Origin of the sequence: Neoroseomonas alkaliterrae (assembly GCF_014199195.1) — a bacterium.
GTDB lineage: Bacteria > Pseudomonadota > Alphaproteobacteria > Acetobacterales > Acetobacteraceae > Neoroseomonas > Neoroseomonas alkaliterrae.
In genome coordinates this window covers 21242-47503 of the sequence record NZ_JACIJE010000001.1, presented here as the reverse complement: position 1 = coordinate 47503, position 26262 = coordinate 21242, and the positions used below count along the sequence as shown (strand labels likewise).

The 26262-nt window shown below is 73.0% G+C and carries 25 protein-coding genes; 13 read left to right on the top strand and 12 right to left on the bottom strand.

The window, feature by feature from the left end:
* Positions 1 to 29 precede the first annotated feature (29 nt).
* Entirely contained in the window at positions 30 to 1478 is a 1449-nt protein-coding gene (locus FHS88_RS00240; RefSeq protein WP_184480069.1) for an amidohydrolase family protein, read from the bottom strand.
* 122 nt (positions 1479 to 1600) lie between these two features.
* On the opposite strand from FHS88_RS00240, the gene glpK reads away from it, so the two are divergent.
* Genes glpK through FHS88_RS00215 form a run of 5 tightly spaced genes read left to right on the top strand, consistent with a single transcriptional unit; the run spans position 1601 to position 7687 of the window.
* Complete coding sequence (gene glpK, locus FHS88_RS00235; RefSeq protein WP_184480064.1) at positions 1601 to 3091, top strand: glycerol kinase GlpK; 1491 nt, start codon at positions 1601 to 1603, stop codon at positions 3089 to 3091.
* Between the two features lie 30 nt (positions 3092 to 3121).
* Positions 3122 to 4795, top strand: coding sequence for a Na/Pi cotransporter family protein (locus tag FHS88_RS00230; protein WP_184480061.1), 1674 nt, complete (start codon positions 3122 to 3124; stop codon positions 4793 to 4795).
* Positions 4792 to 5964: an aminotransferase class V-fold PLP-dependent enzyme gene (locus FHS88_RS00225; protein WP_184480058.1), complete on the top strand. Its 1173-nt coding sequence runs from the start codon at positions 4792 to 4794 to the stop codon at positions 5962 to 5964. The genes FHS88_RS00230 and FHS88_RS00225 overlap by 4 nt, the downstream gene beginning before the upstream one ends.
* Positions 5961 to 7340 (top strand): acyclic terpene utilization AtuA family protein, encoded by a 1380-nt coding sequence (locus FHS88_RS00220; protein ID WP_184480055.1) that lies wholly within the window; start codon positions 5961 to 5963, stop codon positions 7338 to 7340. Before FHS88_RS00225 ends, FHS88_RS00220 begins: the two co-directional genes overlap by 4 nt.
* Positions 7331 to 7687 carry an AtuA-related protein gene (locus FHS88_RS00215; protein WP_184480052.1) on the top strand — a complete coding sequence of 119 codons (357 nt, stop codon included), beginning with the start codon at positions 7331 to 7333 and terminating at the stop codon, positions 7685 to 7687. Before FHS88_RS00220 ends, FHS88_RS00215 begins: the two co-directional genes overlap by 10 nt.
* On the opposite strand, the gene FHS88_RS00210 is transcribed toward FHS88_RS00215, so the two are convergent.
* The 4 genes from FHS88_RS00210 to FHS88_RS00195 are packed head-to-tail and all read right to left on the bottom strand — an operon-like array spanning position 7659 to position 11917.
* Positions 7659 to 8609 carry an SMP-30/gluconolactonase/LRE family protein gene (locus FHS88_RS00210; RefSeq protein ID WP_184480048.1) on the bottom strand — a complete coding sequence of 317 codons (951 nt, stop codon included), beginning with the start codon at positions 8607 to 8609 and terminating at the stop codon, positions 7659 to 7661. The two genes, FHS88_RS00215 and FHS88_RS00210, sit on opposite strands and share 29 nt — an antisense overlap.
* 40 nt (positions 8610 to 8649) lie before the next feature.
* On the bottom strand, positions 8650 to 10083 hold the full coding sequence (locus tag FHS88_RS00205) for a mandelate racemase (protein ID WP_184480045.1): 1434 nt from the start codon (positions 10081 to 10083) through the stop codon (positions 8650 to 8652).
* Positions 10080 to 10901: a sugar phosphate isomerase/epimerase family protein gene (locus FHS88_RS00200; protein WP_184480043.1), complete on the bottom strand. Its 822-nt coding sequence runs from the start codon at positions 10899 to 10901 to the stop codon at positions 10080 to 10082. Before FHS88_RS00200 ends, FHS88_RS00205 begins: the two co-directional genes overlap by 4 nt.
* Positions 10901 to 11917, bottom strand: coding sequence for a Gfo/Idh/MocA family protein (locus tag FHS88_RS00195; protein ID WP_184480041.1), 1017 nt, complete (start codon positions 11915 to 11917; stop codon positions 10901 to 10903). The genes FHS88_RS00200 and FHS88_RS00195 overlap by 1 nt, the downstream gene beginning before the upstream one ends.
* Before the next feature lie 75 nt (positions 11918 to 11992).
* Between FHS88_RS00195 and FHS88_RS00190 the strand changes: the two genes are divergently transcribed.
* The 4 genes from FHS88_RS00190 (at position 11993) to FHS88_RS00175 (ending at position 15976) form a co-directional block, all read left to right on the top strand.
* The gene (locus FHS88_RS00190; RefSeq protein WP_184480039.1) at positions 11993 to 12808 is read left to right on the top strand and encodes a GNAT family N-acetyltransferase; all 816 of its coding nucleotides are present in this window, start codon (positions 11993 to 11995) and stop codon (positions 12806 to 12808) included.
* A gap of 119 nt (positions 12809 to 12927) precedes the next feature.
* Positions 12928 to 13947, top strand: coding sequence for a tripartite tricarboxylate transporter substrate binding protein (locus FHS88_RS00185; RefSeq protein WP_184480037.1), 1020 nt, complete (start codon positions 12928 to 12930; stop codon positions 13945 to 13947).
* Positions 13944 to 14474, top strand: coding sequence for a tripartite tricarboxylate transporter TctB family protein (locus FHS88_RS00180; protein WP_184480035.1), 531 nt, complete (start codon positions 13944 to 13946; stop codon positions 14472 to 14474). The genes FHS88_RS00185 and FHS88_RS00180 overlap by 4 nt, the downstream gene beginning before the upstream one ends.
* The gene (locus FHS88_RS00175; RefSeq protein WP_338146301.1) at positions 14471 to 15976 is read left to right on the top strand and encodes a tripartite tricarboxylate transporter permease; all 1506 of its coding nucleotides are present in this window, start codon (positions 14471 to 14473) and stop codon (positions 15974 to 15976) included. Before FHS88_RS00180 ends, FHS88_RS00175 begins: the two co-directional genes overlap by 4 nt.
* On the opposite strand, the gene FHS88_RS00170 is transcribed toward FHS88_RS00175, so the two are convergent.
* From FHS88_RS00170 to hemF, 7 genes are all read right to left on the bottom strand, one after another.
* Positions 15955 to 16731 carry a shikimate dehydrogenase gene (locus FHS88_RS00170; protein ID WP_184480032.1) on the bottom strand — a complete coding sequence of 259 codons (777 nt, stop codon included), beginning with the start codon at positions 16729 to 16731 and terminating at the stop codon, positions 15955 to 15957. The genes FHS88_RS00175 and FHS88_RS00170 overlap by 22 nt on opposite strands.
* Positions 16728 to 17747 (bottom strand): Gfo/Idh/MocA family protein, encoded by a 1020-nt coding sequence (locus FHS88_RS00165; RefSeq protein WP_184480029.1) that lies wholly within the window; start codon positions 17745 to 17747, stop codon positions 16728 to 16730. Before FHS88_RS00165 ends, FHS88_RS00170 begins: the two co-directional genes overlap by 4 nt.
* Positions 17744 to 18745, bottom strand: a complete 1002-nt coding sequence (locus tag FHS88_RS00160) for an NAD(P)-dependent oxidoreductase (RefSeq protein ID WP_184480026.1) — start codon at positions 18743 to 18745, stop codon at positions 17744 to 17746. Before FHS88_RS00160 ends, FHS88_RS00165 begins: the two co-directional genes overlap by 4 nt.
* A 55-nt stretch (positions 18746 to 18800) precedes the next feature.
* Positions 18801 to 19388 carry a DUF2585 domain-containing protein gene (locus tag FHS88_RS00155; RefSeq protein ID WP_184480023.1) on the bottom strand — a complete coding sequence of 196 codons (588 nt, stop codon included), beginning with the start codon at positions 19386 to 19388 and terminating at the stop codon, positions 18801 to 18803.
* On the bottom strand, positions 19385 to 20518 hold the full coding sequence (locus FHS88_RS00150; RefSeq protein ID WP_184480020.1) for a benzoate/H(+) symporter BenE family transporter: 1134 nt from the start codon (positions 20516 to 20518) through the stop codon (positions 19385 to 19387). Before FHS88_RS00150 ends, FHS88_RS00155 begins: the two co-directional genes overlap by 4 nt.
* Complete coding sequence (locus FHS88_RS00145; protein WP_184480017.1) at positions 20518 to 20886, bottom strand: helix-turn-helix domain-containing protein; 369 nt, start codon at positions 20884 to 20886, stop codon at positions 20518 to 20520. Before FHS88_RS00145 ends, FHS88_RS00150 begins: the two co-directional genes overlap by 1 nt.
* 96 nt (positions 20887 to 20982) lie before the next feature.
* A complete protein-coding gene (gene hemF / locus FHS88_RS00140; RefSeq protein WP_184480015.1) occupies positions 20983 to 21894 on the bottom strand; it encodes an oxygen-dependent coproporphyrinogen oxidase in 912 nt (303 codons plus the stop codon).
* Between the two features lie 193 nt (positions 21895 to 22087).
* On the opposite strand from hemF, the gene petA reads away from it, so the two are divergent.
* From petA to FHS88_RS00120, 4 genes are all read left to right on the top strand, one after another.
* Positions 22088 to 22630, top strand: a complete 543-nt coding sequence (gene petA / locus FHS88_RS00135) for a ubiquinol-cytochrome c reductase iron-sulfur subunit (protein WP_184480012.1) — start codon at positions 22088 to 22090, stop codon at positions 22628 to 22630.
* 12 nt (positions 22631 to 22642) lie between these two features.
* Positions 22643 to 23914 (top strand): cytochrome b, encoded by a 1272-nt coding sequence (locus FHS88_RS00130; RefSeq protein WP_184480009.1) that lies wholly within the window; start codon positions 22643 to 22645, stop codon positions 23912 to 23914.
* 2 nt (positions 23915 to 23916) lie between these two features.
* Positions 23917 to 24687, top strand: coding sequence for a cytochrome c1 (locus FHS88_RS00125; protein WP_184480007.1), 771 nt, complete (start codon positions 23917 to 23919; stop codon positions 24685 to 24687).
* A 188-nt stretch (positions 24688 to 24875) separates the two neighbouring features.
* The gene (locus FHS88_RS00120; RefSeq protein WP_184480005.1) at positions 24876 to 26195 is read left to right on the top strand and encodes an acetyl-CoA hydrolase/transferase family protein; all 1320 of its coding nucleotides are present in this window, start codon (positions 24876 to 24878) and stop codon (positions 26193 to 26195) included.
* Positions 26196 to 26262 lie beyond the last annotated feature (67 nt).

Sequence of the window (26262 nt, the reverse complement as noted above, 5' to 3'; positions counted from 1 at the left end):
TGCGGGGTGCGGCGCGGCCCGGGCGCGGTTCAGTGCAGCGGCAGGGACAGCGGCGCGATCTCGTCCCCGCTGCGGCCGCGCCAGTCGCGCCCGCGCGCGTCGCGCAGCATCCTCGCCTGGCTTTCGGCGAGGATGCCCGCGGCCTCCGCGACATCGAGCCGCGTCGGCCTGCCCTCCGCGAAGACCGTCTCGCCCGCCACGATCACGCGCTTCACCGCGCGGTCGGCGGCGTGGAAGAGCAGCGCGCGCAGCGGGTCGCGCGGCGGGCTCATCAGCGGATGGGCGAGGTCCACCAGCACCACATCCGCCGCCGCACCCTTCTCGAGGCGGCCGAGATCGGGGCGGCCCAGCGCCTCCGCCCCACCGACGGTGGCGGCGTGGAACACGCTGTTGGTGTCGGCTGCCGCGATGTCGCGCACGGCATTGCGCGCCAGGACGATGGCGAGGCGCATCTCCTCGATGATGTTGTGCGGGGCGCAGTCGGTGCCGAAGCCCATGTTCACGCCGCGCGCGCGATACTTGCCGAAATGCTTCAGGTGCTCGCCATAGAGGGCGAAGGGCGTGGGGCAATGCGCGACCGTCGCGCCGTGCTCGGCCACGAGGCCGATGTCGCGCGCGGTGTGCCAGCCGATGGAGGAGTGCTCGTCCACGAAGATCGCGTGGCCGAGGATGCTGCGCGGCGTGAGCAGGCCGATCTTCGCCGCCCACTGGATGGGCGTGATGCCGTGGCGTCGGATCATCTCCCGCACCTCGACCACCGCCTGGGCGATGTGGGTGGTGAAGGGGCGGCCTGTTTCGCCCGCATGGGCGATGGCCTCGCGCAGCAGGTCCTCCTCCACCGTGTCGATCTGGGCGGGGAAGACGATGCCGTGCAGCCGGCCGGAATTGTCGGCATCGGCCTCCTGCATCACGCGCTTGGCGGCCTCGAACTGCGCGCGGCCGTTCTCGCGGTTCCACATCCAGGTCACGGTCTGCGGCGCGGCCATGCCCCATTGCGCGTCGGCGAAGCCGGGCCCGGCCCAGACGCGCAGGCCGCTTTCGCGCATGATGGCGAGCCAGTCGGGGAAGGGCTGCGAAAGGTCCACCACGCTGGTGACGCCGGCCGACATCAGCTCGGCATAGGCGAGGCGCATGCCCGCCGCCTGGCCCTCCTGGTCGATGCGGAAGGCCTGCAGGCGCTCGAACAGCCCTGTCATCTGCTGTTCCGGCACGCCGTGGTCCTCGCGCACGCCGCGCGCGGGCAGCGCCGAGGTCGGGTGGGTGTGGATGTTCACGAGGCCCGGCATCACCAGCAGGCGCCGGCCGTCCACCACCTCCGCCCCGGCGGGCACCGGCGCGTCGGGGTCGTGCCGGGCGATGGCGGCGACGCGGCCATCCTGCAGCAGCACGTCCATGCCGCGGGCATAGGCGTGCCGCTTCGCCGGCGCGTCCCACACCACGGCCCAGGTGGCGTCGCGGATCAGCAGCGGTGCGGGCATGCGGGGGTCTCCGGTCCGGTGGGGCGGGGCGTCATCGGGCACCCTTCGCGCCGCCCGCGCAAGCCTTTCCGTCCGCGCCGGCCCGGCTATCCTGCGCCGGCGCGAAGGAGGAGGGGCGACGCATGACGGCCGATCTGCTGCTGGCCCTCGACCAGGGCACGACGAGCACGCGGACGATCGCCTTCGACGCGGCGCTCACGCCCCGCGCGACGGCGCAGGAGGAACTGCCGCAGCATTTCCCCGCCCCCGGCTGGGTGGAGCACGAGCCCGAGGACATCTGGCGCGGCAGCCTCGCGACGCTGCGCGCCGCGCTGGACGGCGCGGGCGGGGATGCGGCGCGCGTGGCGGGCATCGGCATCACCAACCAGCGCGAGACGGTGCTGCTGTGGGACCGCGCGAGCGGCCGCTGCCTGCACCGCGCGATCGTCTGGCAGGACCGCCGCACGGCGGCGCACTGCGCGCGGCTGCGCGCCGAGGGCGCCGAGACGCTGCTGACCGAGCGCACGGGGCTGCTGGCCGACCCCTATTTCTCCGCCACCAAGCTCGCCTGGCTGCTGGAGGAGGTGCCGGGCGCGCGGGCGGCGGCCGAGCGCGGCGCGCTCGCCTTCGGCACGGTGGACTGCTTCCTGCTCTGGCGCCTGACCGGCGGGCGCGTGCACGCCACCGACGCGACGAATGCGGCGCGCACCATGTTGTTCGACATCCGGCGCGGCTGCTGGGACGAGGAGCTGCTGCGGCTGTTCCGCATCCCGGCGCCGATCCTGCCCGAGGTGCGCGACTGCGCGGCCGATTTCGGGACCACGGAGGCCTCGCTGCTCGGCGCCGCGGTGCCGGTGCGCGGCATGGCGGGGGACCAGCAGGCGGCGACCGTCGGCCAGGGCTGCTTCGAGCCCGGCATGGTCAAATCCACCTACGGCACCGGCTGCTTCGCGCTGCTCAACACCGGGGCGCGGGCGGTCGCCTCGCGCTCGCGCCTCTTGACCACCATCGCCTACCAGCTCGGCGGGCAGCGGACCTATGCGCTCGAGGGCGCGATCTTCGTCGCGGGCGCGGCGGTGCAGTGGCTGCGCGACGGCCTCGGCATCATCGCCCATGCCGCGGAGGCGGGCACGCTCGCGGCGCAGGCCGACCCGGCGCAGCAGGTGGTGCTGGTGCCGGCCTTCACCGGCCTCGGCGCGCCGCACTGGGATGCCGAGGCGCGCGCGGCGATCTTCGGCCTCACGCGCGGCTCGGGCCGCGCCGAGCTGTGCCGCGCCGCGCTCGAATCCGTGGCCTTCCAGACGCGCGACCTGGTGGACGCGATGCGCGCCGACTGGCCGGAGGCGACGGAGACCGTGCTGCGCGTGGATGGCGGCATGGTCGCCTCGGACTGGACGATGCAGTTCCTCGCGGACCTGCTCGGCGCGCCGGTGGACCGGCCCTCGGTGCGGGAGACGACGGCGCTGGGGGCGGCGTGGCTTGCCGGCATGCAGGCCGGGCTCTGCCCGCCGCCCGGCGCGGCGACGACGCATTGGCGGCTCGACCGCCGCTTCATGCCCGCCATGACGCGCGCGGAGGCGGCGCGGCGTCACGCCATCTGGCAGGATGCGGTGCGCCGCACCCTGACGCGCTGAGCGCGGGCGCAGGGCGGGGCGGGAGAGGCGATGTCCGAAGCCTGGGTGATGCTGGAACTGGCCGGCGGGGCGGCGCTGCTGCTGTGGGGCCTGCACATGGTCCAGAGCGGGGTGATGCGCGCCTATGGCAGCCGGCTGCGCCAGCGCCTCGGCGCGGGGCTCGCCAGCCGGCGCACGGGTTTCGCGGCGGGCCTCGCGGTGACGGCGCTGCTGCAGTCGAGCACGGCGACGGCGTTCATGGTCGCCTCCTTCTGCGCCGGCGGCGCGGTGGCGCTGGTGCCGGGGCTCGCGGCGATGCTGGGGGCGAATGTCGGCACCGCGCTGATCGTGCAGGTGCTCTCCTTCGACGCATCGGCGCTCGCGCCGCTGCTGGTGCTGGCAGGCGTCGTCTCCTTCCGCAGCGCGCGGCATTCGCGGGCGCGGGACCTGGGGCGCGCGGCGATCGGCCTCGGGCTGATGCTGATCGCGCTGGAGATGATGGGTCGCACCATGGCGCCGGTCGCCGAGGCGCCGGCGATGCGCGCGCTGCTCGGCGCGCTGACCGGCCATCCGCTGGCGAACATGCTGGTGGCGGCGGTGCTGGCCTGGGCGATGCATTCCTCGATCGCGGCGGTGCTGTTCGTGGGCTCGCTGCACCTCGCGGGCGTCATCGGCACGGAGGCGGCCATCGCCATGGTCGTCGGCGCCAATCTCGGCAGCGCTCTGAACCCCGTGCTGGAGGCTGAGCGCGGGGAGTGGTCGCGGCTGCGCGTGCCGGTCGGCAACCTGGTGAACCGCCTCGCGGGCGCGGTGCTGGCGCTGGCGCTGCTGCCGGTCCTGGAAGCGGCGCTCACGCGGCTCGACCCCGACCCGGCGCGGCTCGTGGCCCATGCGCATCTCGGCTTCAACCTCGCGATGGCGCTGCTCGCGCTGCCGCTGCTGCCGGCGCTGGCGGGGATGCTGAAGCGCGTTCTGCCCGATGGCCCTTCCGGCGCGGACCCCGCCGCGCCGCGCTACCTCGATGCCGCGGCGCTGCGGACGCCGCCGGTCGCCCTCGCCAATGCCGAGCGCGAGGCGCTGCGGCAGGCCGATGCGCTCGAGGAGATGCTGCGGACGCTGGCCGCCGGCTTCCGCAGCGAGGACCGCGACCTCGCGCGGCGCGTGGCGCGGCTGAACGAGGTGGTGGACGGGCTGAACCGCGCGGTGCAGGCCTATCTCGCGGGGCTGCGCGCCGATCTGCTGGGCGAGGAGGAGCAGCGGCGGATCGCCGAGATCCGCGCCTTCGCGCTCAACCTCGAAAGCGCGGGCGATGTGCTGGAGCGCAGCCTCGCGCGCGTCGCCTCGCGCTGGGCGCGCGAGGGGATGGCGCTGCCCGGGGGCATGATGGAGAGCATCCAGGCGATGCATCTGCGCGCGCTCGAGCAGCTCCATCTCGCGGTGGCCGCCTTCATGCGGGAGGATGCGGTGGCCGCGCGCCGCCTGATCGCCGAGAAGGAGCGGATGCGCATCGAGGAGGCGGAATCCGCCCGCGCCTTCGCCGATGCGCGCGGCGCGGCGGCGGTCGCGGCGCAGGGCCTGCTGCTCGAGGTGGTGCGCGACCTCAAGCGCGTCGGCGGCCATCTGGCGGCGACGGCGCATCCGCTGCTCGAACGCATCGGCGCGCTGCGCGCGAGCCGGCTGAACGACCCGGGCGGTGATGCGAGCGAGGGGCTGACGCCGGCATGAGCGGGGACTGGTTGGGCGCGCCGCGCGTCATCAACGCCTATGGCACGAACACGCGGCTCTCCGGCGGCATGATGGCGCCGGAGGTGGTCGAGGCGATGGCCCGCGCCGCGCGCGGCTGCGTCGAGATGCATGCGCTGCAGGCCGCGGCCAGCCGCGCCATCGCCGAGGCCACGGGGGCCGAGGCCGGCATCGCGACCTCCGGCGCGGCGGCGGCGCTGATGCTCGGCGCAGCGGCCTGCATGGCAAGGCTCGATCCCGCCGCGATGAACCGCCTGCCGGATTCCGCAGGGATGCCCAACGAGTTCGTCGTCCCGCGCAGCCAGCGCAACATGTACGACCGCGCCATCGCGCTCGCCGGCGGGCGCATCGTCGAGGTGGGGATCCCGGACCGCCTCTCCGGGCCCGGGGTGCGCGACGCGAGTGCGGGCGAACTCGCCGAGGCGATCACGCCGCGCACGGCGGCCGTCTTCCATCTCGCCGGCGAGCAGGCGGAGCCGCCGCTGCCCGAAGTGGTGCGCGTGGCCCATGCGCGCGGCGTGCCGGTGCTGGTGGACGCCGCGGCGCAACTGCCGCCGGCGGAGAACCTGCGCCGCTTCATCGCCGAGGGCGCGGACCTCGTGTGCTTCTCGGGCGGCAAGGCGCTCGGCGGGCCGCAGGCGAGCGGCATCCTGGCCGGGCGGCGCGATCTCGTGAGCAGCGCGCTCATCCAGATGCTCGACCTCGACCTGCCGGAGGAGCAGTTCGTGGCGCCGCCGGAGTTCGCGCCGCTGAACCAGCTCCGCTTCCTGCCGCATCACGGCATCGGCCGGGTGGCGAAGCTGGGTAAGGAGGAGGTCGTCGGGCTGGTGACCGCGCTGCGGCGCTTCGTCGCGGCCGACCCCGGGGAGCGCACGGCGCGCTGGACGGCGCGCCTTCTCGCGCTGCAGGCGGCGCTGCCGGGCGCGGTGCTGGTGCCGGATGGCGCCAAGCCGGGGCTGCCGCTGCTCGAGATCCGCTTCGCCGGCCGCGCCGAGGCGCAGCGCGCCGACGCGGCGCTGCGCGGGCGCGAGCCGGCGGTGCATCTCGATGCGTCGCGCATCCGCCTCGGCGTGCTCGCCGTCAACCCGATCGCGCTGGACGATGGCGACCTGCCGCTGCTCGCGGCGGCGCTGAAGGAATGCTGTGCATGAGCGACCTCTTTCTCGTCGGCAATGGCGCCGGCTTCTCGGGCGACCGGGTGGATGCGCCGGTGCCGGTGGTGCGCGAACTGGTCCGTCGCGGCCTGCCGGCGGCGATGTTCTTCGAATGCCTCGCCGAGAGGACCATCGCGCTCGCGCAGATCGAGAAGCGCCGCGACCCGGAGGCCGGCTACGAGCCCATGCTCGAACGCCTGCTGGAGCCGATCCTGGCCGATTGCGCGCGCGCGGGCATTCCCATCCTCGGCAATTTCGGCGCGGCCAATCCGCCCGCGGCGGCGCGCTGCGTGGCGCGGCTCGCGCGCCGGCTCGGGCTTCCGGAGCTGCGGATCGGCGTGGTGAGCGGCGATGACGTCTCGGGCAGCGTGGATCTCGCGGCGCTGAGCCCGCATGAGGCGGATGCGGGCTTCGACATGTCGGCCTGGTCCATGGTCTCCGCCAATGCCTATATCGGCGCGGCGCCGCTCGCCGAGGCGCTGGGGCGGGGCGCGCAGGTGGTGGTGGCGGGACGGACGTCGGATCCTTCGCTCGCCGTCGCGCCGCTGATGCACCATTTCGGCTGGGCGGAGGATGACTGGCAGGCGCTCGCGCTCGGCGCTGCCTGCGGGCACCTGCTCGAATGCGGCAGCCAGGTCACCGGCGGCGTCTTCTGGGATCCGGGCTTCAAGGACATCCCCGACCCCGCGAATATCGGCTTTCCCATCGCCGAGGTCGGGCGCGGGGGTGGCCTCGTCGTAACCAAGCCGGAGGATACGGGCGGGCTCGTGGACCTGCGCAGCGTGAAGGAGCAGCTCCTCTACGAGCTGCACGACCCCGCCGCCTACATGACGCCCGATGTGGTGATGGACATCACCGGCGTGACGCTCGAGCAGCAGGGCCGGGACCGCGTGGCGCTGCGCGGCGTGCGCGGCCATCCGCGCCCGGAGCGGCTGAAGGTGACGGCCTGCTACGAGGGATCCTGGCTCGGAGAGGGCGAGGTCTCCGTCGCCGGTCCGAACGCGCTGGCCCGCGCGCGCGCCACCGCCGATGTGCTGCTGCAGCGCGTGAAGCGACGCGGACTCGCCCGCCGCGCGCGGGCGGACCTGATCGGCATCTCCTCTGTCCACGATTCCGACGATGGCGCGCTGTGGCGGTCCTATGACGGCCCGGAGCCGCCGGAGGTCCGCATCCGCCTCGCGGTGGAATGCACCTCGCGCGAGGATGCCGACCAGGCGGCGCGCGAGGTGCTGGCGATGCTGTGCTGCGGCACCGCCGGGACATCCGGCGCGCGCTGGCGCGTCACGCCGCGCATCCTGACGCGCTCCTTCCTGGTGCCGCGGGAGATGGTGCCGACGGAGGTGACGGTGCGGGAGGCACGCGCATGGAACTGATCGAGGTGCCGCTGCATGCGGTCGCGCATTCCCGCGCCGGGGACAAGGGCAACCGCGTCAACCTCTCGCTGATGCCCTATGATCCGGCCCTCTATCCGCTGCTGGCCGAGCAGGTGACGGAGGAACGGGTGCTCGCGCTGTTCCGCCACCGCGGCGCGACGCGCTGCAGGCGCTACGACCTGCCGCTGATCCACGCCTTCAACTTCGTGGTGGACGATGCGCTGGAGGGCGGCGTGAACGGCGCCCTCAACCTCGACGGGCACGGCAAGAGCCTCTCCTTCCGGCTGCTCGCCCTCACCGTGCGCGTGCCGCGCGAGGCTATCCGCCGGCCACCCCCTGGGTGTTGACATAGCAGGCATAGAGCGACTGCGCCGCGGCCATGAAGAGCCGGTTGCGGTGCCGCCCGCCGAAGCAGACATTGGCGCAGCGCTCGGGCAGGTGGATGTGTCCGATCGGCGCGCCCGCGGCGTTGAACACGCGCACGCCGTCGAAGGCCGCCGACATGCCCCAGCCGCACCAGAGGTTGCCGTCCATGTCCACGCGGAAGCCGTCCGGCGTCTCGCCCGGCTGGCCGGCGACGAGGATGCGGCGGTTCCTCAGCCGAGCCCCGTCCACGTCGTAGGCGAGGATGTTGCGCGGCTCGGAGCGGCTCTCGACGATGTAGAGGATGCTCTCATCCGGGCTGAAGGCGAGGCCGTTGGGGTGGTTGATGTCGTCGGCGACCAGGGTGATCTCGCCGCTCTGCCCATCCACGCGATAGACATTGGTGGGCGGCAGTTCGGGCTCGTGCCTCTCCCCCTCGTAGTAGCCGAGGATGCCGAAGGGCGGGTCGGTGAACCAGATCGAGCCGTCGGACTTCACCACCACGTCGTTCGGGCTGTTGAGCCGCCTGCCCTGGTAGTGGCTGGCGATGACGGTGATGGCGCCGTCGTATTCGAAGCGGACCACGCGCCGCCCGCCATGCTCGCAGGCGATGATGCGGCCCTGGCGGTCGCGGGTGTGGCCGTTCGCGTTGTTGGAGGGCTTGCGCCAGAGGCTGACCGCGCCGGTCTCCTCCTCCCATTTCAGCACGCGGTTGTTCGGGATGTCCGACCACAGCAGGCAACGTACGTCGCCCAGCCAGACCGGCCCCTCGCCCCAGCGCGTGCCGTGATGCAGCCGCTCCACCGCCGAGAGCGGCAGGTGGTAGCGCCGGAAGGACGGGTCGAGCGCGACGATGGCGGGATCGGGGTAGCGCTGGCTCGGCTGCCAGCGCGGTTCTTCGGTCATGGCGGTTCTCCTCCTCGGCGTGGCGTGCGGATGGGGGCCATCAGGCCGGTGGCCACGCGGCCCTGGGCATCGGGTCCATGGCCTGCGTGTCGGGCTCGATGGCCGCGCCGAGGCCGGGCGCATCCACCACCGAGCCGAGGTCGAGCATGCCTTCGCGGATGGCGAGGCGCGGGCCATGCGGCGTGTCGGCATAGAGGTCGGGATGCGCCTCCATGAAGCGCACCGCCTCCGCCTTCGGCCGGCCGGAAAAGCCGTCCACGAAGTGGTGCCCGTTGCGCTCGACATGAACGAGGCCCATGGCCGAGACCAGCGCGAGATCCTGCTGCACGCAGACGCCGGCAAGCGTCGTCAGATCCTCCGCGCTCATGAAGTAGCGCGGTTCCGGCAGCGTCGCGTTCCAGGCGCGGCAGCGCGCGAGGTTGATGAGCGAGCGCCAGACCCCCTTGCACGCCTTCGACGAGATGCCCGTGTAGCCCAGCGACTTCGCCTGCACGAAGGCATCGAGCGGGCCGTCGCTCTCGTCCACGATCACCGGGCGCTCGGCCGCCAGCGCGCCCATCGCGCCGTCGAGCGCGCGCGCACGCTTCACCGGCTGCTCGATGAAGGCGATGGAGGCGTTCAGGCGGGCGAGACGCGGCTCGGCCTGCATGGCGCGCCACAGGGCGAGCACGCCCTCCGCATCCTCGTACTGCTCGTTGCCGTCGAGCGAGGCATGGTAGCCGTGCAGCCTGTCGAGCACCGCGGCGATCCGGCAGAGGCGATCCACATCGGCCCGCACATCGCCGCCGACCTTCAGCTTCCACCAGGCGTGGCGGTAGGTCGCGGCGACCTCCTCGACCGTCTCGGGCAGGCCGTCATCCACGCGCTCGGACTGGTCCGCGGCGGTGATCGGGTCCACGAGGCCCACCGTATGGCGCGCGTGCATCCGCCGCGCGGGCGTCAGCGAAGCCAGCATCGCGGCGAAATCGTAGCCCGCCAGGTCCGGCACCGCGGCGTGCGGCGCCATGCCGCCGAGATTCGCGCGCATCCCCGCAGCGAAGGCCAGCCCCTTCGCCTTCAGCAGCGCATCGAGCATGGCGCGGTCGAGCAGCGCACGGCCGTAGGCGGCGACCAGCGGGTTCAACCCCTCCGCCCCGCAGGCGGCGACATGCCCGGCGTAGGCGTCCGCAAAGTGCCCGAAGGCCGTGTTCGGGCCGGCGGCGAGCGTGGCCGCGCAGGCGATCTCCAGCGCGCGGCGCAACTGGTCCTCGTTCTGCGCGTCGGTCCAGCGCGGATCCTTGTCGAACCACTTCGCGGCCAGCGTCTCCGCCGCCACTCCCCAATGCTCGGACCCGTCCTCCAGGGCGATGCGCGCGCGGATCACCGCTTGGCGGCCGTGCGTCACGGTGATGACGCCGAAGCGGAAGGGCATGCGCAGCCTGAACGGCGATTCGAAGCGCTGCGTCTCGACAAGGCGGAAGCGGGGCGCGGTCATGCGTGTCCTTCCTCGAGCGCGCGGAGATAGCCGATGGCGCGCGCGGCGCTGGTCGGGCCATCGGGGACGTATTCGAAGGGCTCGACGGCGGCGAACCCGGCATACCCGGTCCGCCGCAGCGCATCGAGCACCGGGCCGAAGCGGTCGCCGCCCTGGCCGGGCGCGCGCTTGTTGCGGTCGTTGAGATGCACATGCGCGATCATGCCGCCCGGCACGAAGCGTTCGAGCAGCGCGACGACGGTGTCGCTCTCGCCATTGCCGGCCGCGCAGGTGTCGAGCATGGTGCGCAGCGCCGGGTTGCCGATGCGCGCGACGATCGCCGCTGCCTCCGCGACCGTCGTGCACCAGTTCGTCTGCCCGGCATCGAGCGGCTCCAGGCAATAGGTCACGCCGTGGGCCGCCGCCCATTCGCCCGCGCGCGCCATCGCCTCCTCGGCCCGCGCCGCGTCGCCCTCGCCCGCGACGCGCCGCTGCCCCGGCGAGCCGTGCACGAGCAGCGTCGCGCCGAGATCCGCGGCCAGAGCCACCAGCCGCTCCATGACGTCGAGCGTGCGCGCGCGCAGCGACGGATCCGGCGTGGTGATGGAAAGGCCCGCCGGCGCGACGAGCAGCCAGTGCAGCGAGGTGATCGCGATGCCCGCATCGGCCGCGGCGCGGCGCAGCGCCGCGCGCCGCGCGGCGGGAAGCAGGTGCGGCGCCTCGGCATCGAGCGTGAAGGGCGCGACCTCCAGCCCGTCATAGCCGAGCCCGGCCGCCAGCGCGCATTGCGCGGCGAAGTCGAGGCCGCGCACGACCTCGTTGCACAGGCTGATGCGCATCAGGCGATCTCCTCGAGCGCGACCACGCGCCCTTCAAGCGCGGAACGCCGCGCCGCGTCCAGGATGCGCGCCGGGGCCAGCGCGCCGGTGCGCAGCCCCGCCTCGGGCGGGCGCCGGTCGCGCACCGCCTCGATGAAGGCGGCGAGTTCCGCGGCAACCACCGTCACCGGGTCCGCGGCGGCGATGCCGGGATCCTCGCGCGGCCCGTGCCGCGGCAGCCAGGCGCCCTGCTCGGCCGGCTCATGCGCGCCGCGCCGCAGCGCGAAGGTCTCGGCGGCGAAATCCACCTCGGCGAGCGCGGCGCGGCCGGCGACGACGATTTCCTTGCGCGTCTCCGCCCCCGGCACCACCGCATCCGGCCAGCGCCCGGGCAGCACGCAGCCGGCCTCGATCAGCGCCGTGAGGCCAGAGGGGAACATCATCTGGATCACCGCGAGATCCTCCCGCCCGCGGCCGAGCGGGTCGGCCAGCGTCGCAAACACGCGCGCCGGCGCCTCGCCGGCGATCCAGGGCAGCAGATCGGCGAAATGCACCGCGTCGTTGAGCAGCGCGCCAGAGTCGCCGCGCGCCCGCTTCAGCCCCGAGAAGCGCGCCGCGAGGTAGTGCAGGTGTCCGAACTCGCCCGCCGCCACCATCCGTCGCAGCGCAACCGCCTTGGGATGGAAGCGGAAATAGAGGCCGACCTGCGCGATGCGTCCGCCGCGTTCCGCCAGCGACGCGAGGGCGGCGGCCTCGGCGGCCGTCTCGGTGGCCGGCTTCTCGAGGAAGAGATCGCACCCCGCGGCGAGCACCGTGCTGGCGAGCGGGACATGCGTCGGCACCGGCGTCGCGACGATGGCGGCATCGCAGGCGGCAAGCCCTTCGGCGAGCGTCGGCGCGATTGGCAGCCCCGTGGCCTCCGCCGCCGCCGCGTCGGGGTCGAAGGCCTGCGCTGGCGCCTCCAGGCGGCGCAGCGCAGCCGCGTGCACGCGCCCGAAGGCGCCACAGCCGATCAGCAGGATGCGCGGCATCGCCATGCGCGCGAGTGGGCGGCGGCGCGGCGCGCGCGTCAAGCGCTTGACGGCCTGCACGCGGCGGCGTCGCATCGCCGGATGGAGATGCGAACGCTCTCGCCCGCCGACCTGCCGCGCGGCGCGGCACTCTCGCGCCTCGTCGGCTGGAACCAGGTGGAGCGCGACTGGGCGCTGTTCCTCGCCGGGGGCGAGGGCCGCGCGCTGGACGACGGGCAGGAGGCGCTGGCCGCGACGGCGGCCGTGATCCGCTACGGGCCGGACCTCGCCTGGATCTCGATGGTGCTGGTGCGGCCGGACATGCGGCGCCGCGGCCATGCGACGGCGCTCATGCGCTGGGCGGTCAAGGCGCTGCGCGGCATGCGCTGCGCCGCGCTGGACGCCACGCCGGCAGGGCGGGAGGTGTATCGCCGGCTCGGCTTCCGCGACCTCTGGGGCTTCGCGCGATGGGCGCTGCCGGAGGGCCTCGCGGCCGGTGCCGGCGTGCGGCCGATGCGCGAGGCGGACTGGCCCGCCGTGCTGGCGCTCGACGCCGCGGCCTTCGGCGCGCCGCGCGAGGCGCTGCTGCGCGACTTCGCCGCGCGCATGCCGCGCGCGGCCTTCGTCGCCGAGGATGGTTCGGGCTTCGCGCTCGCCCGCGACGGCGCGCGCGGCCCGCAGATCGGGCCTGTCGTGGCGGCGGGCGAAGGCACCGCCCGCGCGCTGATCGCCGCCGGACGTGCCGCCCTGCCGGGAACGGTGGTGCTGGACCTGCCCGATGCGCGCCTCGGCCTCGCGGAATGGCTCGCGGTGCATGGCGGGCGGGCCCAGCGCCCCTTCACCCGCATGGCCCTGGGCGCGGACACGCCCGGCGATCCCGCGCTGCTCGCCGCCGTCGCCGGGCCCGAGTTCGGCTGACACCGCCGCGCGCTTGACGGCGGCGGAAGGACGGCAGCACGATGCCGGGTAACCGCCGGGTTACCGAGGCGCGATGCCGCGATGCACGCGGCATGCAGATGAGGGAAGGGTCCAAGGACATGCTGCGCAGGCACATTCTCCTCGCCACCGCCGCGGGGCTCGCGGCGCCCGCAACCTTGCGCGCGCAGGGCACATGGCGGCCCGAGCGCCCCGTCACCATCATCGTGCCCTGGGCCGCCGGCGGCTCGACCGACCAGATGGCGCGCATCGTCGCGGCCGAGCTCGAAGGCCCGCTCGGCCAGCGCGTCGTGGTGGTGAACCAGCCCGGCGCCTCGGGCTCGATCGGCACGCGCAACGCGATGGAGGCGGCGCGGGACGGGCTGACCTGGGCCGCGGGCGCGGCGGTGGATGTCGGCTGCTACAAGGTGCTTGGCCTGCTCGACACGCAGCTGAGCGACTGGCACCTCTTCTTCGCCGTGGCCAATGTGAACATCCTGGTCGCGAACCCGCAGTCGGGCTTCCGCGACTTCGGCGCGGCGCTGGAGGCGCTGAAGTCGCGCGGCCAGGGCATCGGCGTCGCCACCGCGGGCGTCTCCTCGGCCGGGCACAACATGATGGAGGCGCTGCGCGCCGCGACGCAGCTGCAATACCGCCACGCCACCTATGACGGCGGCAACCCCGCGATGATCGCGACCGTGAGCGGCGAGACGCCGCTCGGCGCCGTGCTGCTGGTGGAGGCGGCGGAGATGATCCGCGCGCGCCGGCTGATCCCGCTGGCGGTGCAGGCGGAGAACCCGGTTACGCTGGCCGCGCAGGGCAACGTGCCGGCGATCGAGATCCCCTCGGTGCGGCGCTGGATCCCGGGCATTCCCGCGCCGCTGAACTACTTCGGCATCTGGGCGCCGAAGGGCGTGCCGCAGAACGTGGTCGCGACCATGACCCAGCTCTGGACCAGCACCATCGCGAACTCCCAGCGCCTTAAGGACTACGCCAATGCGCGCGCGGCGCTGTTCACGCCGCTGCATGGCCAGCAAGCGCATGACGAGGCGTGGAAGATGGTGCGCCAGACCGCCTGGCTCTACTTCGACGGCGGCAAGGCGCGCGTCTCGCCCGACACGCTCGGGATCCAGCGCCTTTGAGCGAGGCCGAGGCCGCGTCCCCCTTCGCCGGGGAACGCGCGCCCGCCTCGCCGCGCGCGGACCTCGTCACCGCTGCGGTGCTGTTCGCGCTGGGTGTCGCCATCGTCCAGCAGTCCCTGGCGATGCCGCGCTTCGTCGAGCAGTCCGGCACGGGGCTGACGGCGCCCGGCATCGTGCCCGGCTTCTATGGCGTGATGATCGCCGCGCTGTCGCTGCTGCTCGGGCTGCGCGCCATCCGGCGCGGCGGCTGGTCGGCCGGCGGCGCGGCGCGGCGCGGTGCGGGCGAGGGGCGGCGCCTGCTGCTCGCCGCGGCCCTGGGCGTGCTCTATGCGGGCGTGCTGGTCGGGCGCGTGCCGTTCTGGCTGGCCTCGGCCCTCTTCGTCTTCGCCTTCACAGCCGCCTTCGAATGGAACCGCGGCCCCGAGCGGCGGGCGCGCCGGATCCTGGAGGCTGCGCTGATCGGCCTCGGTACCGGGCTCGCCGTCACGCTCGTCTTCGAGAAGCTGTTCCTGCTGCGCCTGCCGTGACCGACGCCTTGTCCATGCTGGCCGGCGGGTTCGGCCATGTGTTCTCGGGCGGCGCCGCCTTCCACGCGCTGTGGGCGACGCTGATCGGCATCGTCATCGGCGCGCTGCCCGGCCTGACGGCGACCATGGGCGTCGCGCTGCTGACCACGCTGACCTTCGGCCTGGGCTCGGATGTCGCGATGCTGGTGCTGGTCTGCGTCTATGTCGGCGCGATCTACGGCGGCTCGCGCAGCGCCATCCTGCTCAACATCCCGGGCACGCCGGCCTCCGCGGCCTCCACGCTCGACGGGTTCCCGCTGGCGCGGCAGGGGCTTGCGGGGCGCGCGATGGGCATCTCCACCGCGGGCTCGTGGCTCGGCACGCTGTTCGGCGCGCTGATGCTCGCCCTCTTCGCGCCGAGCTTCGGCGAGTTCGCGCTGCAGTTCGGCTCCTACGAGATGGCCTGGGTCGCGCTGTTCGGCATCGTGATCGCCGGCTCGCTCTCGGGTGGGGATCCGCTCAAGGGCTACATCGCGGGCTTCCTCGGGCTGTTCGTGGCGACCATCGGGCAGGAGGCGAACCACGCCTATGCGCGCTTCGCCTACGGCAATGCGGACCTCGCGGGCGGGCTCGGGCTGCTGCCGGTGCTGGTGGGCGTCTTCGGGGTGGCGGAGGTGCTCTCCGCGATGCGCGGGCCGGCGGTGCGCGCGGTCTCCTCGAAGATCGATTCCGTCATCCCGCGCATCCGCGACGTCACGACCTATTGGCGCACCATCCTGCGCTCCGGCGCGCTCGGCACCTTCATCGGCGCCATGCCGGGGCTAGGCGAGGACATCGCCGCCTGGACCTCCTACGCCGCCGCCAAGCGCGCCAGCGCCGAGCGCGAGAAGTTCGGCAAGGGCAGCATCGAGGGCCTGATGGCCGCCGAGACGGGCGAAAGCGCCTGCGTGCCCGGCGCCATCATCCCGGTGCTGACGCTCGCGGTGCCGGGCTCGGCGCCGGCGGCGGTGCTGATGGCGGCGATGATGATCCACGGGCTCAACCCGGGACCGATGCTCGCGATCACGGCGCCCGAGTTCATCTACCAGATCGTCGCCATGCTGATCGTCGCCGATGTCGTGAAGCTGTTCTACGGCCTCGTGCTGGTGCGGCCGCTGCTGTGGATCCTGCTCATTCCGCGCGAACGCCTGATGCCGGTGGTCTTCGTGCTGTGCACCGTGGGCGCCTTCGCCATCACCTCGCGGCTGTTCGACATCTGGGTGATGCTGGGCGCAGGCCTGGTCGGCTTCGTGCTGCGCGAGCTGCGCTTCCCGATGGCGCCGCTGGTCCTCGGCATCGTGCTCGGCGACCTGCTCGACAAGAACCTGCTGCGCGGCCTGGTGCTGTCGGGCGGCGACATCACGCCCTTCTTCACGCGGCCGATCAGCATGGTGCTCTGCGCGCTGACGCTTGCCGCGGCGCTGTGGTCTGTCCCTGGCGTGGGTGCGCTGTTACGGCGGCGTCAGGCCCCGATGCCGAAATAGGCAGCCGCGAGCCGCGCCTGGCCCTCGAACATGTCGCGGCCGGTCGCGGTGGCGCAGCCTGCCGCGCGCGCCGCGGCGATCAGCGGCGTGACCTCCGGGTTCGGGATCACATCCGCCACCGAGACGCGCGGGGAGAGCGTCGCGGGATCGAATGGCAGCGGGTCGTTGACCGAAAGGCCGAGCGGCGTCGCGTTCACCAGCAGGTCGGGCTCGCCCCCGCGCGCGACGGCGGGGAAGGTCGCGGCGACCTCGGCCGCGAGCGATGCCGCGCGATCCGGCGCGGCATCCTCTAGCGCAAGCGAGGCCACCCCGGCGCGGGCCAGGGCGAAGGCGATCGCGCGCCCAGCGCCGCCGCAGCCCTTCTGTCGCACATGCCGCCCTTCCGGCGTGATGCCGCGCGCGCGCAGCCCGGCGACGAAGCCCTCGCCGTCGAACATCTCGCCTTCCCAGCCGCCGTCGGGCAGGCGCCGCACCGTGTTCACCGCGCCTGTCAGCCTGGCCGATCCGCCCAGCACATCGACCAGCGGCACCGCGGCCTGCTTGTGCGGCATGGTCAGCACCAGACCGTCGAGATTGCCGATCGCGCGCAGCCCTGCCCAGGCGCGCGGAAGATCGGCCGCGCCGACCTGCATCGGCACGAAGACCGCATCGCGGCCGGCGCGCGCGAAGAGCGCATTCCACCATCCCGGACTCCGCACCACCGAAACCGGGTCGCCGAGGATGGCGAAGAGCCGCGTCCTGCCGGAGATGCTCACGGCGTTTCCTCCCGCCCGCTTGCGCTGCTCGCGAGCCAAGCCTCGATCAGCCGCTGCACCGGCAGGCCGGTGGCGATGTCGTTCGCGGGGTCGCGGCCCTGCGCGATGGCATCCAGCATCTCGGCGATCATCGCTCGGTGCGGGCCATGGTCGAAGGCCATCGGATCGGCGCCGCCGCCGCCGGCGCTGCCGCGGTCGAGCACCTCGGCCGGCGCGCCGGCGAGGTGCAGTTCCAGCCGCTCGGCGGCCAGCACCGCGCTGCCTCGGGTGCCGGCGATCTCGATCCGTTCAGGGAAGCCCGGTCGCGCCACCGTCGTCGCATCCACCGCCCCGATCGCGCCGCTGGCGAAGCGCAGCGCGGCGGCGGCGATGTCCTCGGTGTCGATCGCCCGCAGCGGGGAGGTGCGCGCGATGCCGCGCACGCCCGCCACCGGCCCAGCCAGATGCAGCAGCAGGTCGATGCTGTGGATCGCCTGGGTCAGCAGCACGCCGCCGCCGTCGCGCGCCTTCATCCCCCGCCCCGGCGTCGCGAAATACGCCTCGTCGCGCCACCAGCGGATGGAGGCGGAGGCGGAGAGGATCTCGCCCAGCGCACCTTCCGCGATCGCCTGCTTCAGGCGCAGCGCGGCGGGGCGGAAGCGGTGCTGGAACACCACGCCGGCGCGGCGGCCCGCGCGGCGCGCGGCCTGCACCAGCGCCTCGGCGCGCGCCGCGTCCCATTCGACCGGCTTCTCCACCAGGATGTGCCTGCCCGCCGCCAGCGCCTGTTCAGCGAGCGGCAGATGGGTGCGCGGCGGCGTCAGGATCAGCACCAGATCGAGACCGGGCTGCGCCAGCAGCGCCGCTGCCGAATCGAAGACCGGCCAGCCCCAGGCCGCGGCGAAGGCGGCGCGGCGCTCGGCCGAGGGCGCATGACCGCCGATGACGCGCGCCACCCCCGCCTGTTCGAGTTCGCGCAGCGCCAGCGCATGCGGCTTGACCGCCAGCCCCAGCCCGATGATGCCGACACCTATCACGGCCAGCGCACCCCGATCCGCGCGAGGCGATGCGCCGCCGCGGCATTGACCGCGTTCTCCGGCATCTCGCCCCGCGCCAGCGCGGCCACCTGGCGCACCGTGTCCATCGCCTGGTGCTCCATGGCCTCAGGCGTCATGCCGCCGACGTGCGGCGTCGCCACAACATCGGCCCGCTGCGCGAGGAAGGGTGAGGGCCGCTGGTCCGGCGCGCGCCCGACATCCATCGCCGCGCCGGCGAGATGCCCGCTGTCCAGCGCCGCGGCAAGCGCCGCCTCGTCCACCAGTTCCCCGCGCGAGAGGTTGATGAAGCGCGCGCCCCGCTTCATCCGCGCGAAGGCCGATGCGCCGAACAGGTCGCGCGTGCCGGCATCCGAGATGGCGAGGCAGACGACGATGTCGGAGGCGGCGAGCACATCCTCGAAACCCGCCTGGACGATGCGCGGGTCCTCGGCCCTGGCGACGGGGTCGCTCACCAGCACGCGCATGCCGAGCGCGAGCGCCACCTCGGCCAGCCGCCGCCCGATGCGCCCGTAGCCGACGATGCCGAGCGTCGCCGCGCCGAGCTGCAGGCCCATGCGGCCCTGCGGTTCCTCGCCGCGGCGATAGGCCTGCACATGCCCGGAGACGCCGCGCGCGAGGTCCACCATGAAGCCGAGGGCAAGTTCCGTCACGCTGTCCACGAAGCCCGGCGTGGCGCGGGTGACGAGCACGCCGGCGGCGCTCGCGGCCGCGACGTCGATGGTGCTGATGTCCACCGCGACGCGCAGGAAGGCCACGAGGTCGGGGGCGGCGGCGAAGGTCTCGGCGGTGCCGGGGGTCGCACGGTCGGCGACGATGGCCTCGCAGCCGCGCGCGGCCTCGGCCAGCGCGGCGCCGGCCAGCACCGCGGCTCCGGGGTTGCGCACCACCTCCGCATGCTGCCGCAGCGCCGCGAGGGCGCGCGCGCCGTAGTAGCCCTCGAACATCTCCGGCGTATGCGCCAGGAACACGCGCAGCATGGCCGCTTCCTTCCCTCGTTCGCCGCCGAGCCTACCCGCTCCCTGCGGGTCGGTGTCAGGGGGGTGGGCGCACCGAGGGCGGCGCGCCCTGCATCTGCCATTCGCGCACGGACTCGATCGGCCAGAGCAGCATCAGCACGTTCAGCGCGAGGTTGTCGCGGATCATCCACGCCGCGAGCCCCTCCATGCCGATGACGAGGGCGACAGAAACGGCGACCGGCAGCCGCGCGGCGAGGAAGAAGCCCGCCAGCATCGCCACACCGTCGCCGAAGGAATTGAGGATCGAGTCGCCGAAATAGTCGAGCGAGGCCGTCACGTCCCGGTAGCGGTTGATCACCAGCGGGGTGTTCTCCATGACCTCCCACGCGCCTTCGATCAGCAGCGCGGCGACGGCGCGCCAGGCGAGGCTCCAGCCTGGCCGCAGCCAGCGCAGGATGGCGTAGAAGATGAAGCCATGGGCGAGGTGCGAGAGCGTGTACCAGTCGGTCAGATGCTGCGAGTTGCCCGAGGACCAGACCTCGCCCTCCCACAGCTTCACGTAGCCGCAGGTGCAGATCGGCGGCTGGCCCATGGCGAACTGGGTGGCCGCGACGGCCGCCAGGATGCCCGCCATCACCGCCCAGGGAAGCCGACGCGCGCTCATGCCCGCCAGCGTGCCAGCAGCATCATCCCGCCCCCCGCGAGCAGGCCCCAGAACGCGCCCCCGATGCCGAGGAAGGCCACGCCCGAGGCGGTGACGACGAAGCAGACCAGCGCCGCCTCCCGCCCCTGCGGCGCCTGCACCGCGCCGAGCATGGCCGCCCCGAACGGCCCGAGCAGCGCGAGCCCCGCCACCGCCTGGATCAGCACCGGCGGGGCGGCGGCGAAGAACACCGTGACCGCGCCGGCGAGCAGCCCGAACACGACATAGACGGCGCCGGCCACGACCGCGGCCACCCAGCGGCGCGACGGATCCGGCCCCGCCCCTTCGCCCGCGCAGAGCGCCGCGGTGATGGCGGCGAGGTTCACCGCATGCGCGCCGAAGGGCGCGGCCAGCACCGTGAAGGCCCCGGTCGCCGCGAAGAGCGGGCCGGCTTCCGGCCGGTAGCCATTGGCCGAGAGCACCGCGAGGCCCGGGATGTTCTGCGAGGCCATGGTCACGATGAAGAGCGGCAGCGCGATGCCGCTCAGCGCGGCCAGCGTGAAGGACGGCGCGACCAGCACCGGCTCGGGCAGCCAGCCTGAAGCGGACAGCGGCGCCGAGGCGGCGATCACCCCGATGGCGACGACGACCGCCGCCGGCACCGCGAGCAGCCTGTTCAGCCGCGCCACCACCGCCCAGGCCAGCACGATGGCGAGCCCCGCCAGCGGCTGTTCGGCCACCGCGCGCACCGGGGCGAGGCAGAGGGTGAACAGGATCCCCGCCAGCATGGCGTTGGCGAGCGGCGCGGGGATGGCCGCCACCGCCCGGCCGAGCGGCTTCCACAGCCCCGCCGCCGTCAGCAGGGCGCCGCAGACGAGGAAGGCGCCCACCGCCTCGGCGAAGCCCCCCGCGGGCGCGGCGGTGGCGGCGAGCAGGGCCGCCCCCGGGGTGGACCAGGCGACGCTGACGGGCAGGCGCAGCCGCAGCGAGAGCAGGATGCCCGCCAGCCCCATCGCGACCGAGAGCGCCATCAGCCCCGAGGCCGCCTGCGCCGGGCTCGCGCCCACCGCGGACAGCCCCTGCAGCACCACGGCGAAGGAGGAGGCGAAGCCGACGAATCCCGCGAGCAGCCCGGCCGGCACGCCCTGCATCAGCGCCGCCCCTTCGGCAGCGAGTCGAGCACCTGCGCCATGCGGGCGGCGGCCTCCGGCGTGACGAGGCGGATGTCGCGCGCGAGGCGGTTGGCGAAATCCGTCACCTCCGGCGCGAGGCCGGCCGTGTCGAGCACGACGCGCGGATGGGACTGCCGGGCGAGGCGGGCGAGTTCCTCGGCATCGTCCCAGATCAGGCCGAAGAACTCGTTGACCTGGTGCACGAGGCCGGGCGAGGGCCGGCCCCGCCGCCCGTGCTCCAGCGCCGAGAGATAGGCCGCCGAGACCTGCAGCGCCGCCGCGAGGTCCTTCAGCGTCACGCCGCGCTGGGCGCGCAGTTCGCGCAGCCGCGCGCCGAAGGGCGTCATCCGGCGCACCGCCCGTCCCGCACGGGATCGTCGTGATGGCGCGATGGCATGCCGGCGCTCATGCGGCGCGGCGGCGGATGCCGGTCGGGTGCAGGCTCAGGGCCAGGCGACCTCCGGCGGCAGCGACATCAGGATGGCCTCGACATTGCCGCCGGTGCGCAGGCCGAACAGCGTGCCTCGGTCGTGGATCAGGTTGAACTCGACGTAGCGGCCGCGCCGGATCAACTGCCTGCGGCGTTCATCCGCCGTCCAGGGCTCGTGCATGCGCCGGCGCACGATGGCGGGATAGGCCTCGAGGAAGGCGAGGCCGACATCCTTCGTGAAGGCGAAGTCGGCCTCCGGCCCGTGGCCCGGGGTGCGGTCGCCGAGCCAATCGTAGAAGATGCCGCCCAGGCCGCGGGGCTCGTTGCGGTGGGGGAGGAAGAAATACTCGTCGCACCACTGCTTGAAGCGCGGGTAGTAGCCGGGGTCGGCCTTGTCGCAGGCGGCCTTGAAGGCGGCGTGGAAGCCGGCCGCGTCCTCGGCCGCCTCGGGGCTGTCGGGGAACATCGGCGTGAGGTCGCCGCCGCCGCCGAACCACGCCCGGGTGGTGACGATGAAGCGCGTGTTCATGTGCGCGGCCGGCACGCGGGGGTTCCGCATGTGGGAGACGAGGGAGATGCCGGTGGCGAGGAAGCGCGGATCCTCCTCCGCGCCCGGGATCTGCTTGCGGAAATCGGGGGAGAACTCGCCGAAGACGGTCGAGACGTTGACGCCGACCTTCTCGAAGACCCGGCCGCGCATCACCGACATCACGCCGCCGCCGCCCTCGGGGCGGGTCCAGGCGGTGCGTTCGAAGCGGCCCGGGGGGAGGTCGCGGTGCGGGCCGTCGCGCAGCTCGTCCTCGATCCGTTCGAACTCGGCGCAGATGCGGTCGCGCAGCGATTCGAACCAGGCCCGGGCGGGCGCGGCCAGGGGATGCGCCTCGGGTGCCGGGCCGCGTGGCGCGGGCGCAGTCGCTTCGCTCATGTAACACTCCTCAGCCGGCGCCGGGTGGCATGGACACTCCGCGCAACGCCCCCTTATAAGGGCCGCCGCGCGGACTGGGCAGCGTGCGCGAACGTGCGCCCATCGCCCGCGCTGCGCGCCGGATGCCGGCGCCGGGGCTCGAGCGATGCGGCCGCCGCGGACTGGCGCGCGGCGGCGGAAGGGATGGTGAGGCATGGCTGAAACTGGCGAGGCCACCGCAGGCGGACCGCCGCGGCGCGACTTCCTCAACCTTGTGACGACGGCCTTCGCCGCCGTGGGCGTGGGCGCGGTCGCTTGGCCCTTCATCGCCTCCATGCAGCCGGCGCGGGACGTGCTGGCGCTCGCGAGCACCGATGTCGAGCTCGAGCCGATCGCCGAGGGCCAGGCCGTCACCGTGATGTGGCGCGGCAAGCCGGTCTTCGTGCGCCACCGCACCGCGGCCGACATCGCCGCCGCGCGCGAGGTGCCGCTCTCCCAGCTGCCGGACCCGCAGCCGGACCAGGCGCGGGTGCAGCGGGACCAGTGGCTGGTCCTTCTCGGCATCTGCACGCATCTCGGCTGCGTGCCGCTCGGCCAGAAGCCGACCGACGCGAAGGGGGACTACAACGGCTGGTTCTGCCCCTGCCACGGCAGCCACTACGACACCTCCGGGCGGATCAGGAAGGGCCCGGCGCCGCGGAACCTTGAAGTGCCGCAATACGCCTTCACCTCCGACACCAAGATCCGCATCGGCTGAGGGACGCGAGAGATGGCGATCGGCCTGCACGACAGCGACTTCAAGAACCCGGTGGTGCGCTGGATCGACCAGCGCATGCCCATCTTCACCATGATGCAGAAGGAGTACGGCTCCTTCCCGACGCCCAGGAATTTCAACTATTTCTGGAACTTCGGCGCGCTCGCCATGGTCAACCTGATGATCATGATCGCGACCGGCATCTTCCTCGCCATGCACTACACGCCGCACACCGCGCACGCCTTCGACAGCGTGGAGCGGATCATGCGCGACGTGAACTTCGGCTGGCTGATCCGCTACGTCCACATGAACGGCGCCTCGATGTTCTTCATCGTGGTGTTCATCCACATCTGGCGCGGCATGTATTACGGCTCCTACAAGGCGCCGCGCGAGCTGCTGTGGATCCTCGGCGTCGTCATCTTCCTGCTGATGATGGCGACCGCCTTCATGGGCTACGTGCTGCCCTGGGGGCAGATGTCCTTCTGGGGTGCGACAGTCATCACCAACCTGTTCAGCGCCTTCCCCTTCGTGGGTGACTGGATCGTCAGCCTGCTCTGGGGCGGGTTCAGCGTGGACAACCCCACGCTCAACCGTTTCTTCTCGCTGCACTACCTGCTGCCCTTCGTGATCGTCGGCGTGGTGTTCCTGCATGTCGTCGCGCTGCACATCACGGGCTCGAACAACCCGCTCGGCATCGAGCCCAAGGGGCCGAAGGACACGCTGCCCTTCCACCCCTACTACACGGCGAAGGACAGCTTCGGGCTGGTCATCTACTTCATCGTCTTCGCCGCGCTGGTCTTCTTCGCGCCGAACTACCTCGGCCATGCGGACAACTACATCCCGGCCGACCCGCTCGTGACGCCCGCGCACATCGTGCCGGAATGGTACTTCCTGCCCTTCTACGCGATCCTGCGCGCGGTGCCCGACAAGCTCGGCGGCGTGCTGCTGATGTTCGGCTCCATCGCGGTGCTGTTCGTGCTGCCCTGGCTTGACAGCAGCCCGGTGCGCTCGATGCGCTTCCGCCCGATGGCGCGCATCGCGCTGTTCCTCTGGACCATCTCCTTCTTCGTGCTGATGTACTGCGGCGCGATGCCGGCCGAGGAACCCTATGTGACGATCAGCCGCATCGCGACCGCCTACTACTTCGCGTATTTCCTCGTGATCCTGCCGCTGCTCGGGCGGCTCGAGAAGCCGCTGCCGCTGCCCGAGAGCATCGCGCGCGCGGTGCTGGGCGGCGGCGGGCCGCTGCCCGCCGGCGCCGCCGCGAAGCCGATGGAGAAGGCCTGACCATGGTCCGCAACACGCTCAAGGCCTTCGCCCTGCTCGGCGGCCTGCTCGCCGCATCGGCCGCGCCCGCCCTCGCCGCGGGCCCGACGGTGCCGATCCCGGACACCCGCTTCTCCTTCGACGGGATCTTCGGGACCTACGACCGCGCGAGCGCCCAGCGCGGATTCCAGGTCTACAAGGAGGTCTGCGCCGCCTGCCACGCCATGCGGCTGCTCTCCTACCGCAACCTGCGCGAGCTCGGCTTCACGGAGCAGCAGGTCGCGGCCATCGCCTCGCAGTTCCAGGTGATGGACGGGCCGAACGACGAAGGCCAGATGTTCGAGCGGCCGGCGCGCGCCTCGGACCGCTTCCGCAGCCCCTTCCCGAACCAGCAGGCGGCGCGGGCGGCGAACAACGGCGCCTATCCGGTGGACCTCTCGGTCATCACCAAGGCGCGCATCGGCGGGGCGGACTACATCTACGCCCTGCTGACCGGCTACCAGGACCCGCCCCCCGGCGTCACGCTGATGGACGGGATGCACTTCAATCGCTACTTCCCGGGCCAGCAGATTGCCATGGCGCGGCCCCTCAACCCGGACCAGGTGGAGTACGCCGACGGCACGCCCGCCACCATCGAGCAGATGGCGCGGGACGTGACCACCTTCCTCGCCTGGGCGGCCGAGCCCGAACTCGAGCAGCGCCGCGCCATGGGCGTGAAGGTCATCATCTTCCTGACGATCCTCGCCGGGCTCGTCTATGCCGTGAAGCGCAAGGTGTGGGCTGACGCCCACTGACCAGCGCCCCGGCGAAGGACCATCGCGCGACGGCCCGCGGCGCATGCCCGGGCCGTTCGTCGTTTCGCCCCCCGCTGCCGGCGCGCCGTGATGCTTGGCGCAAGGCCCGGAATCCTGCCAGATTCGTGGGTGACGGCCCGGGCGGCGATGCCGTGCCGGCGCCCAGGGAGAGCGCGATGAAAGTGAACATGGGCGGCAAGACCCCGCGGCACATCTCGGCGGCAGAGGCCGCCGCGCTGGTCAAATCGGGCGACTGGCTGGACTACGGCGTCATCACCGGCCAGCCGGACGTGTTCGACGCCGCGCTCGCGGCGCGCGCGCCCGAGCTGCGGAACGTGAAGATCCGCAACTGCCTCTCGCTCCGCCCCCGCGCCGTGCTCGAGGCCGACCCGCGCGGCGAGCACTTCCTGTGGTTCTCCTGGCACTTCTCCGGCTACGACCGGAAGAAGCACGACGCCGGGATCAGCCACTACATCCCGGTCAATCTCGGCGAGATCCCGGACTACTACCGGCGCTTCAACGACCCGGTGGATGTCGCGATCATCCAGGCCCGGCCGATGGACGCGAACGGGGTGTTCAATTTCGGCGGCGCCAATCTCTGGCACCGCGCCATCGTCGAGATGGCGCGCATCGTCATCATCGAGACCAACCCCGCCATCCCGCTCTGCCATGGCGAGGACAACGGCGTGCATGCGAGCGAGGTGGATTTCGTCATCGAGGGCAACGGCGCCCCGCCCGCGGAACTGCCCGGCACGACGCCGACCGAGGTGGACCGCGCCGTCGCCCGGCACATCATGAACGAGATCGAGGACGGCGCCTGCCTGCAGATCGGCATCGGCGGCATGCCGAATGCGGTCTGCACGCTGCTGCTCGAAAGCGGCGTGCGCGACCTCGGCATCCATACCGAGATGCTGACCGATGGCCTCGCGGAACTCTACCGCGCCGGGCGGGTGACGAATGCGCGCAAGCGGCTGCATCCCGGCCGCAGCGTCTATTCCTTCGCCCTCGGCACGCGGGCGCTCTACGACACGATCAACGACAACCCGGACTTCGCCTGCCTGCCGGTCGAGCACACCAACATGCCGCACATCATCATGCAGAACGAGAAGGTGGTGGCGATCAACAACACCACGCAGATCGACCTGCAGGGGCAGGCGGCCTCGGAATCCGATGGCCACCGGCACATCAGCGGCACCGGCGGGCAGTTGCAGTTCGTGCGCGGCGCCTATGCCTCGCCGGGCGGGAAGTCCTTCATCTGCCTCTCCTCGACCTACGAGAAGCGCGGGGAACGGCGCAGCCGGATCGTGCTGAACCTCACGCCGGGCAACATCGTCACGGCGCCGCGGTCGGACATGATGTATGTCGTGACCGAATACGGCATCGCGAACCTGAAGGGGAAATCGGTGGCGGACCGGGCGAAGGCGATGATCGGCCTCGCGCATCCGGAGTTCCGCGACACGCTGCACCGCCAGGCGCGCGAGCATGGGCTGATCCCGCGCGGATATTGATGGCCGATCCAGCCGCCGGGGCGAAGCGGGCCTTGGCGACGCGGCGGCCCGGGCAACGCCCCCGGCG

What these genes read in the sequence shown, in the direction of transcription:
- FHS88_RS00220 (WP_184480055.1), top strand. Translation starts at nt 5,961, where the DNA reads ATGAGCGACCTCTTTCTCGTCGGCAATGGCGCCGGCTTCTCGGGCGAC.
- FHS88_RS00125 (WP_184480007.1), top strand. Translation starts at nt 23,917, where the DNA reads ATGGTCCGCAACACGCTCAAGGCCTTCGCCCTGCTCGGCGGCCTGCTC.
- FHS88_RS00240 (WP_184480069.1), bottom strand. Translation starts at nt 1,478, where the DNA reads ATGCCCGCACCGCTGCTGATCCGCGACGCCACCTGGGCCGTGGTGTGG.
- FHS88_RS00190 (WP_184480039.1), top strand. Translation starts at nt 11,993, where the DNA reads ATGGAGATGCGAACGCTCTCGCCCGCCGACCTGCCGCGCGGCGCGGCA.
- FHS88_RS00205 (WP_184480045.1), bottom strand. Translation starts at nt 10,083, where the DNA reads ATGACCGCGCCCCGCTTCCGCCTTGTCGAGACGCAGCGCTTCGAATCG.
- FHS88_RS00185 (WP_184480037.1), top strand. Translation starts at nt 12,928, where the DNA reads ATGCTGCGCAGGCACATTCTCCTCGCCACCGCCGCGGGGCTCGCGGCG.
- FHS88_RS00230 (WP_184480061.1), top strand. Translation starts at nt 3,122, where the DNA reads ATGTCCGAAGCCTGGGTGATGCTGGAACTGGCCGGCGGGGCGGCGCTG.
- glpK (WP_184480064.1), top strand. Translation starts at nt 1,601, where the DNA reads ATGACGGCCGATCTGCTGCTGGCCCTCGACCAGGGCACGACGAGCACG.
- FHS88_RS00225 (WP_184480058.1), top strand. Translation starts at nt 4,792, where the DNA reads ATGAGCGGGGACTGGTTGGGCGCGCCGCGCGTCATCAACGCCTATGGC.
- hemF (WP_184480015.1), bottom strand. Translation starts at nt 21,894, where the DNA reads ATGAGCGAAGCGACTGCGCCCGCGCCACGCGGCCCGGCACCCGAGGCG.
- FHS88_RS00215 (WP_184480052.1), top strand. Translation starts at nt 7,331, where the DNA reads ATGGAACTGATCGAGGTGCCGCTGCATGCGGTCGCGCATTCCCGCGCC.
- FHS88_RS00150 (WP_184480020.1), bottom strand. Translation starts at nt 20,518, where the DNA reads ATGCAGGGCGTGCCGGCCGGGCTGCTCGCGGGATTCGTCGGCTTCGCC.
- FHS88_RS00130 (WP_184480009.1), top strand. Translation starts at nt 22,643, where the DNA reads ATGGCGATCGGCCTGCACGACAGCGACTTCAAGAACCCGGTGGTGCGC.
- FHS88_RS00200 (WP_184480043.1), bottom strand. Translation starts at nt 10,901, where the DNA reads ATGCGCATCAGCCTGTGCAACGAGGTCGTGCGCGGCCTCGACTTCGCC.
- petA (WP_184480012.1), top strand. Translation starts at nt 22,088, where the DNA reads ATGGCTGAAACTGGCGAGGCCACCGCAGGCGGACCGCCGCGGCGCGAC.
- FHS88_RS00160 (WP_184480026.1), bottom strand. Translation starts at nt 18,745, where the DNA reads ATGCTGCGCGTGTTCCTGGCGCATACGCCGGAGATGTTCGAGGGCTAC.
- FHS88_RS00145 (WP_184480017.1), bottom strand. Translation starts at nt 20,886, where the DNA reads ATGACGCCCTTCGGCGCGCGGCTGCGCGAACTGCGCGCCCAGCGCGGC.
- FHS88_RS00155 (WP_184480023.1), bottom strand. Translation starts at nt 19,388, where the DNA reads ATGAGCGCGCGTCGGCTTCCCTGGGCGGTGATGGCGGGCATCCTGGCG.
- FHS88_RS00195 (WP_184480041.1), bottom strand. Translation starts at nt 11,917, where the DNA reads ATGGCGATGCCGCGCATCCTGCTGATCGGCTGTGGCGCCTTCGGGCGC.
- FHS88_RS00210 (WP_184480048.1), bottom strand. Translation starts at nt 8,609, where the DNA reads ATGACCGAAGAACCGCGCTGGCAGCCGAGCCAGCGCTACCCCGATCCC.
- FHS88_RS00120 (WP_184480005.1), top strand. Translation starts at nt 24,876, where the DNA reads ATGGGCGGCAAGACCCCGCGGCACATCTCGGCGGCAGAGGCCGCCGCG.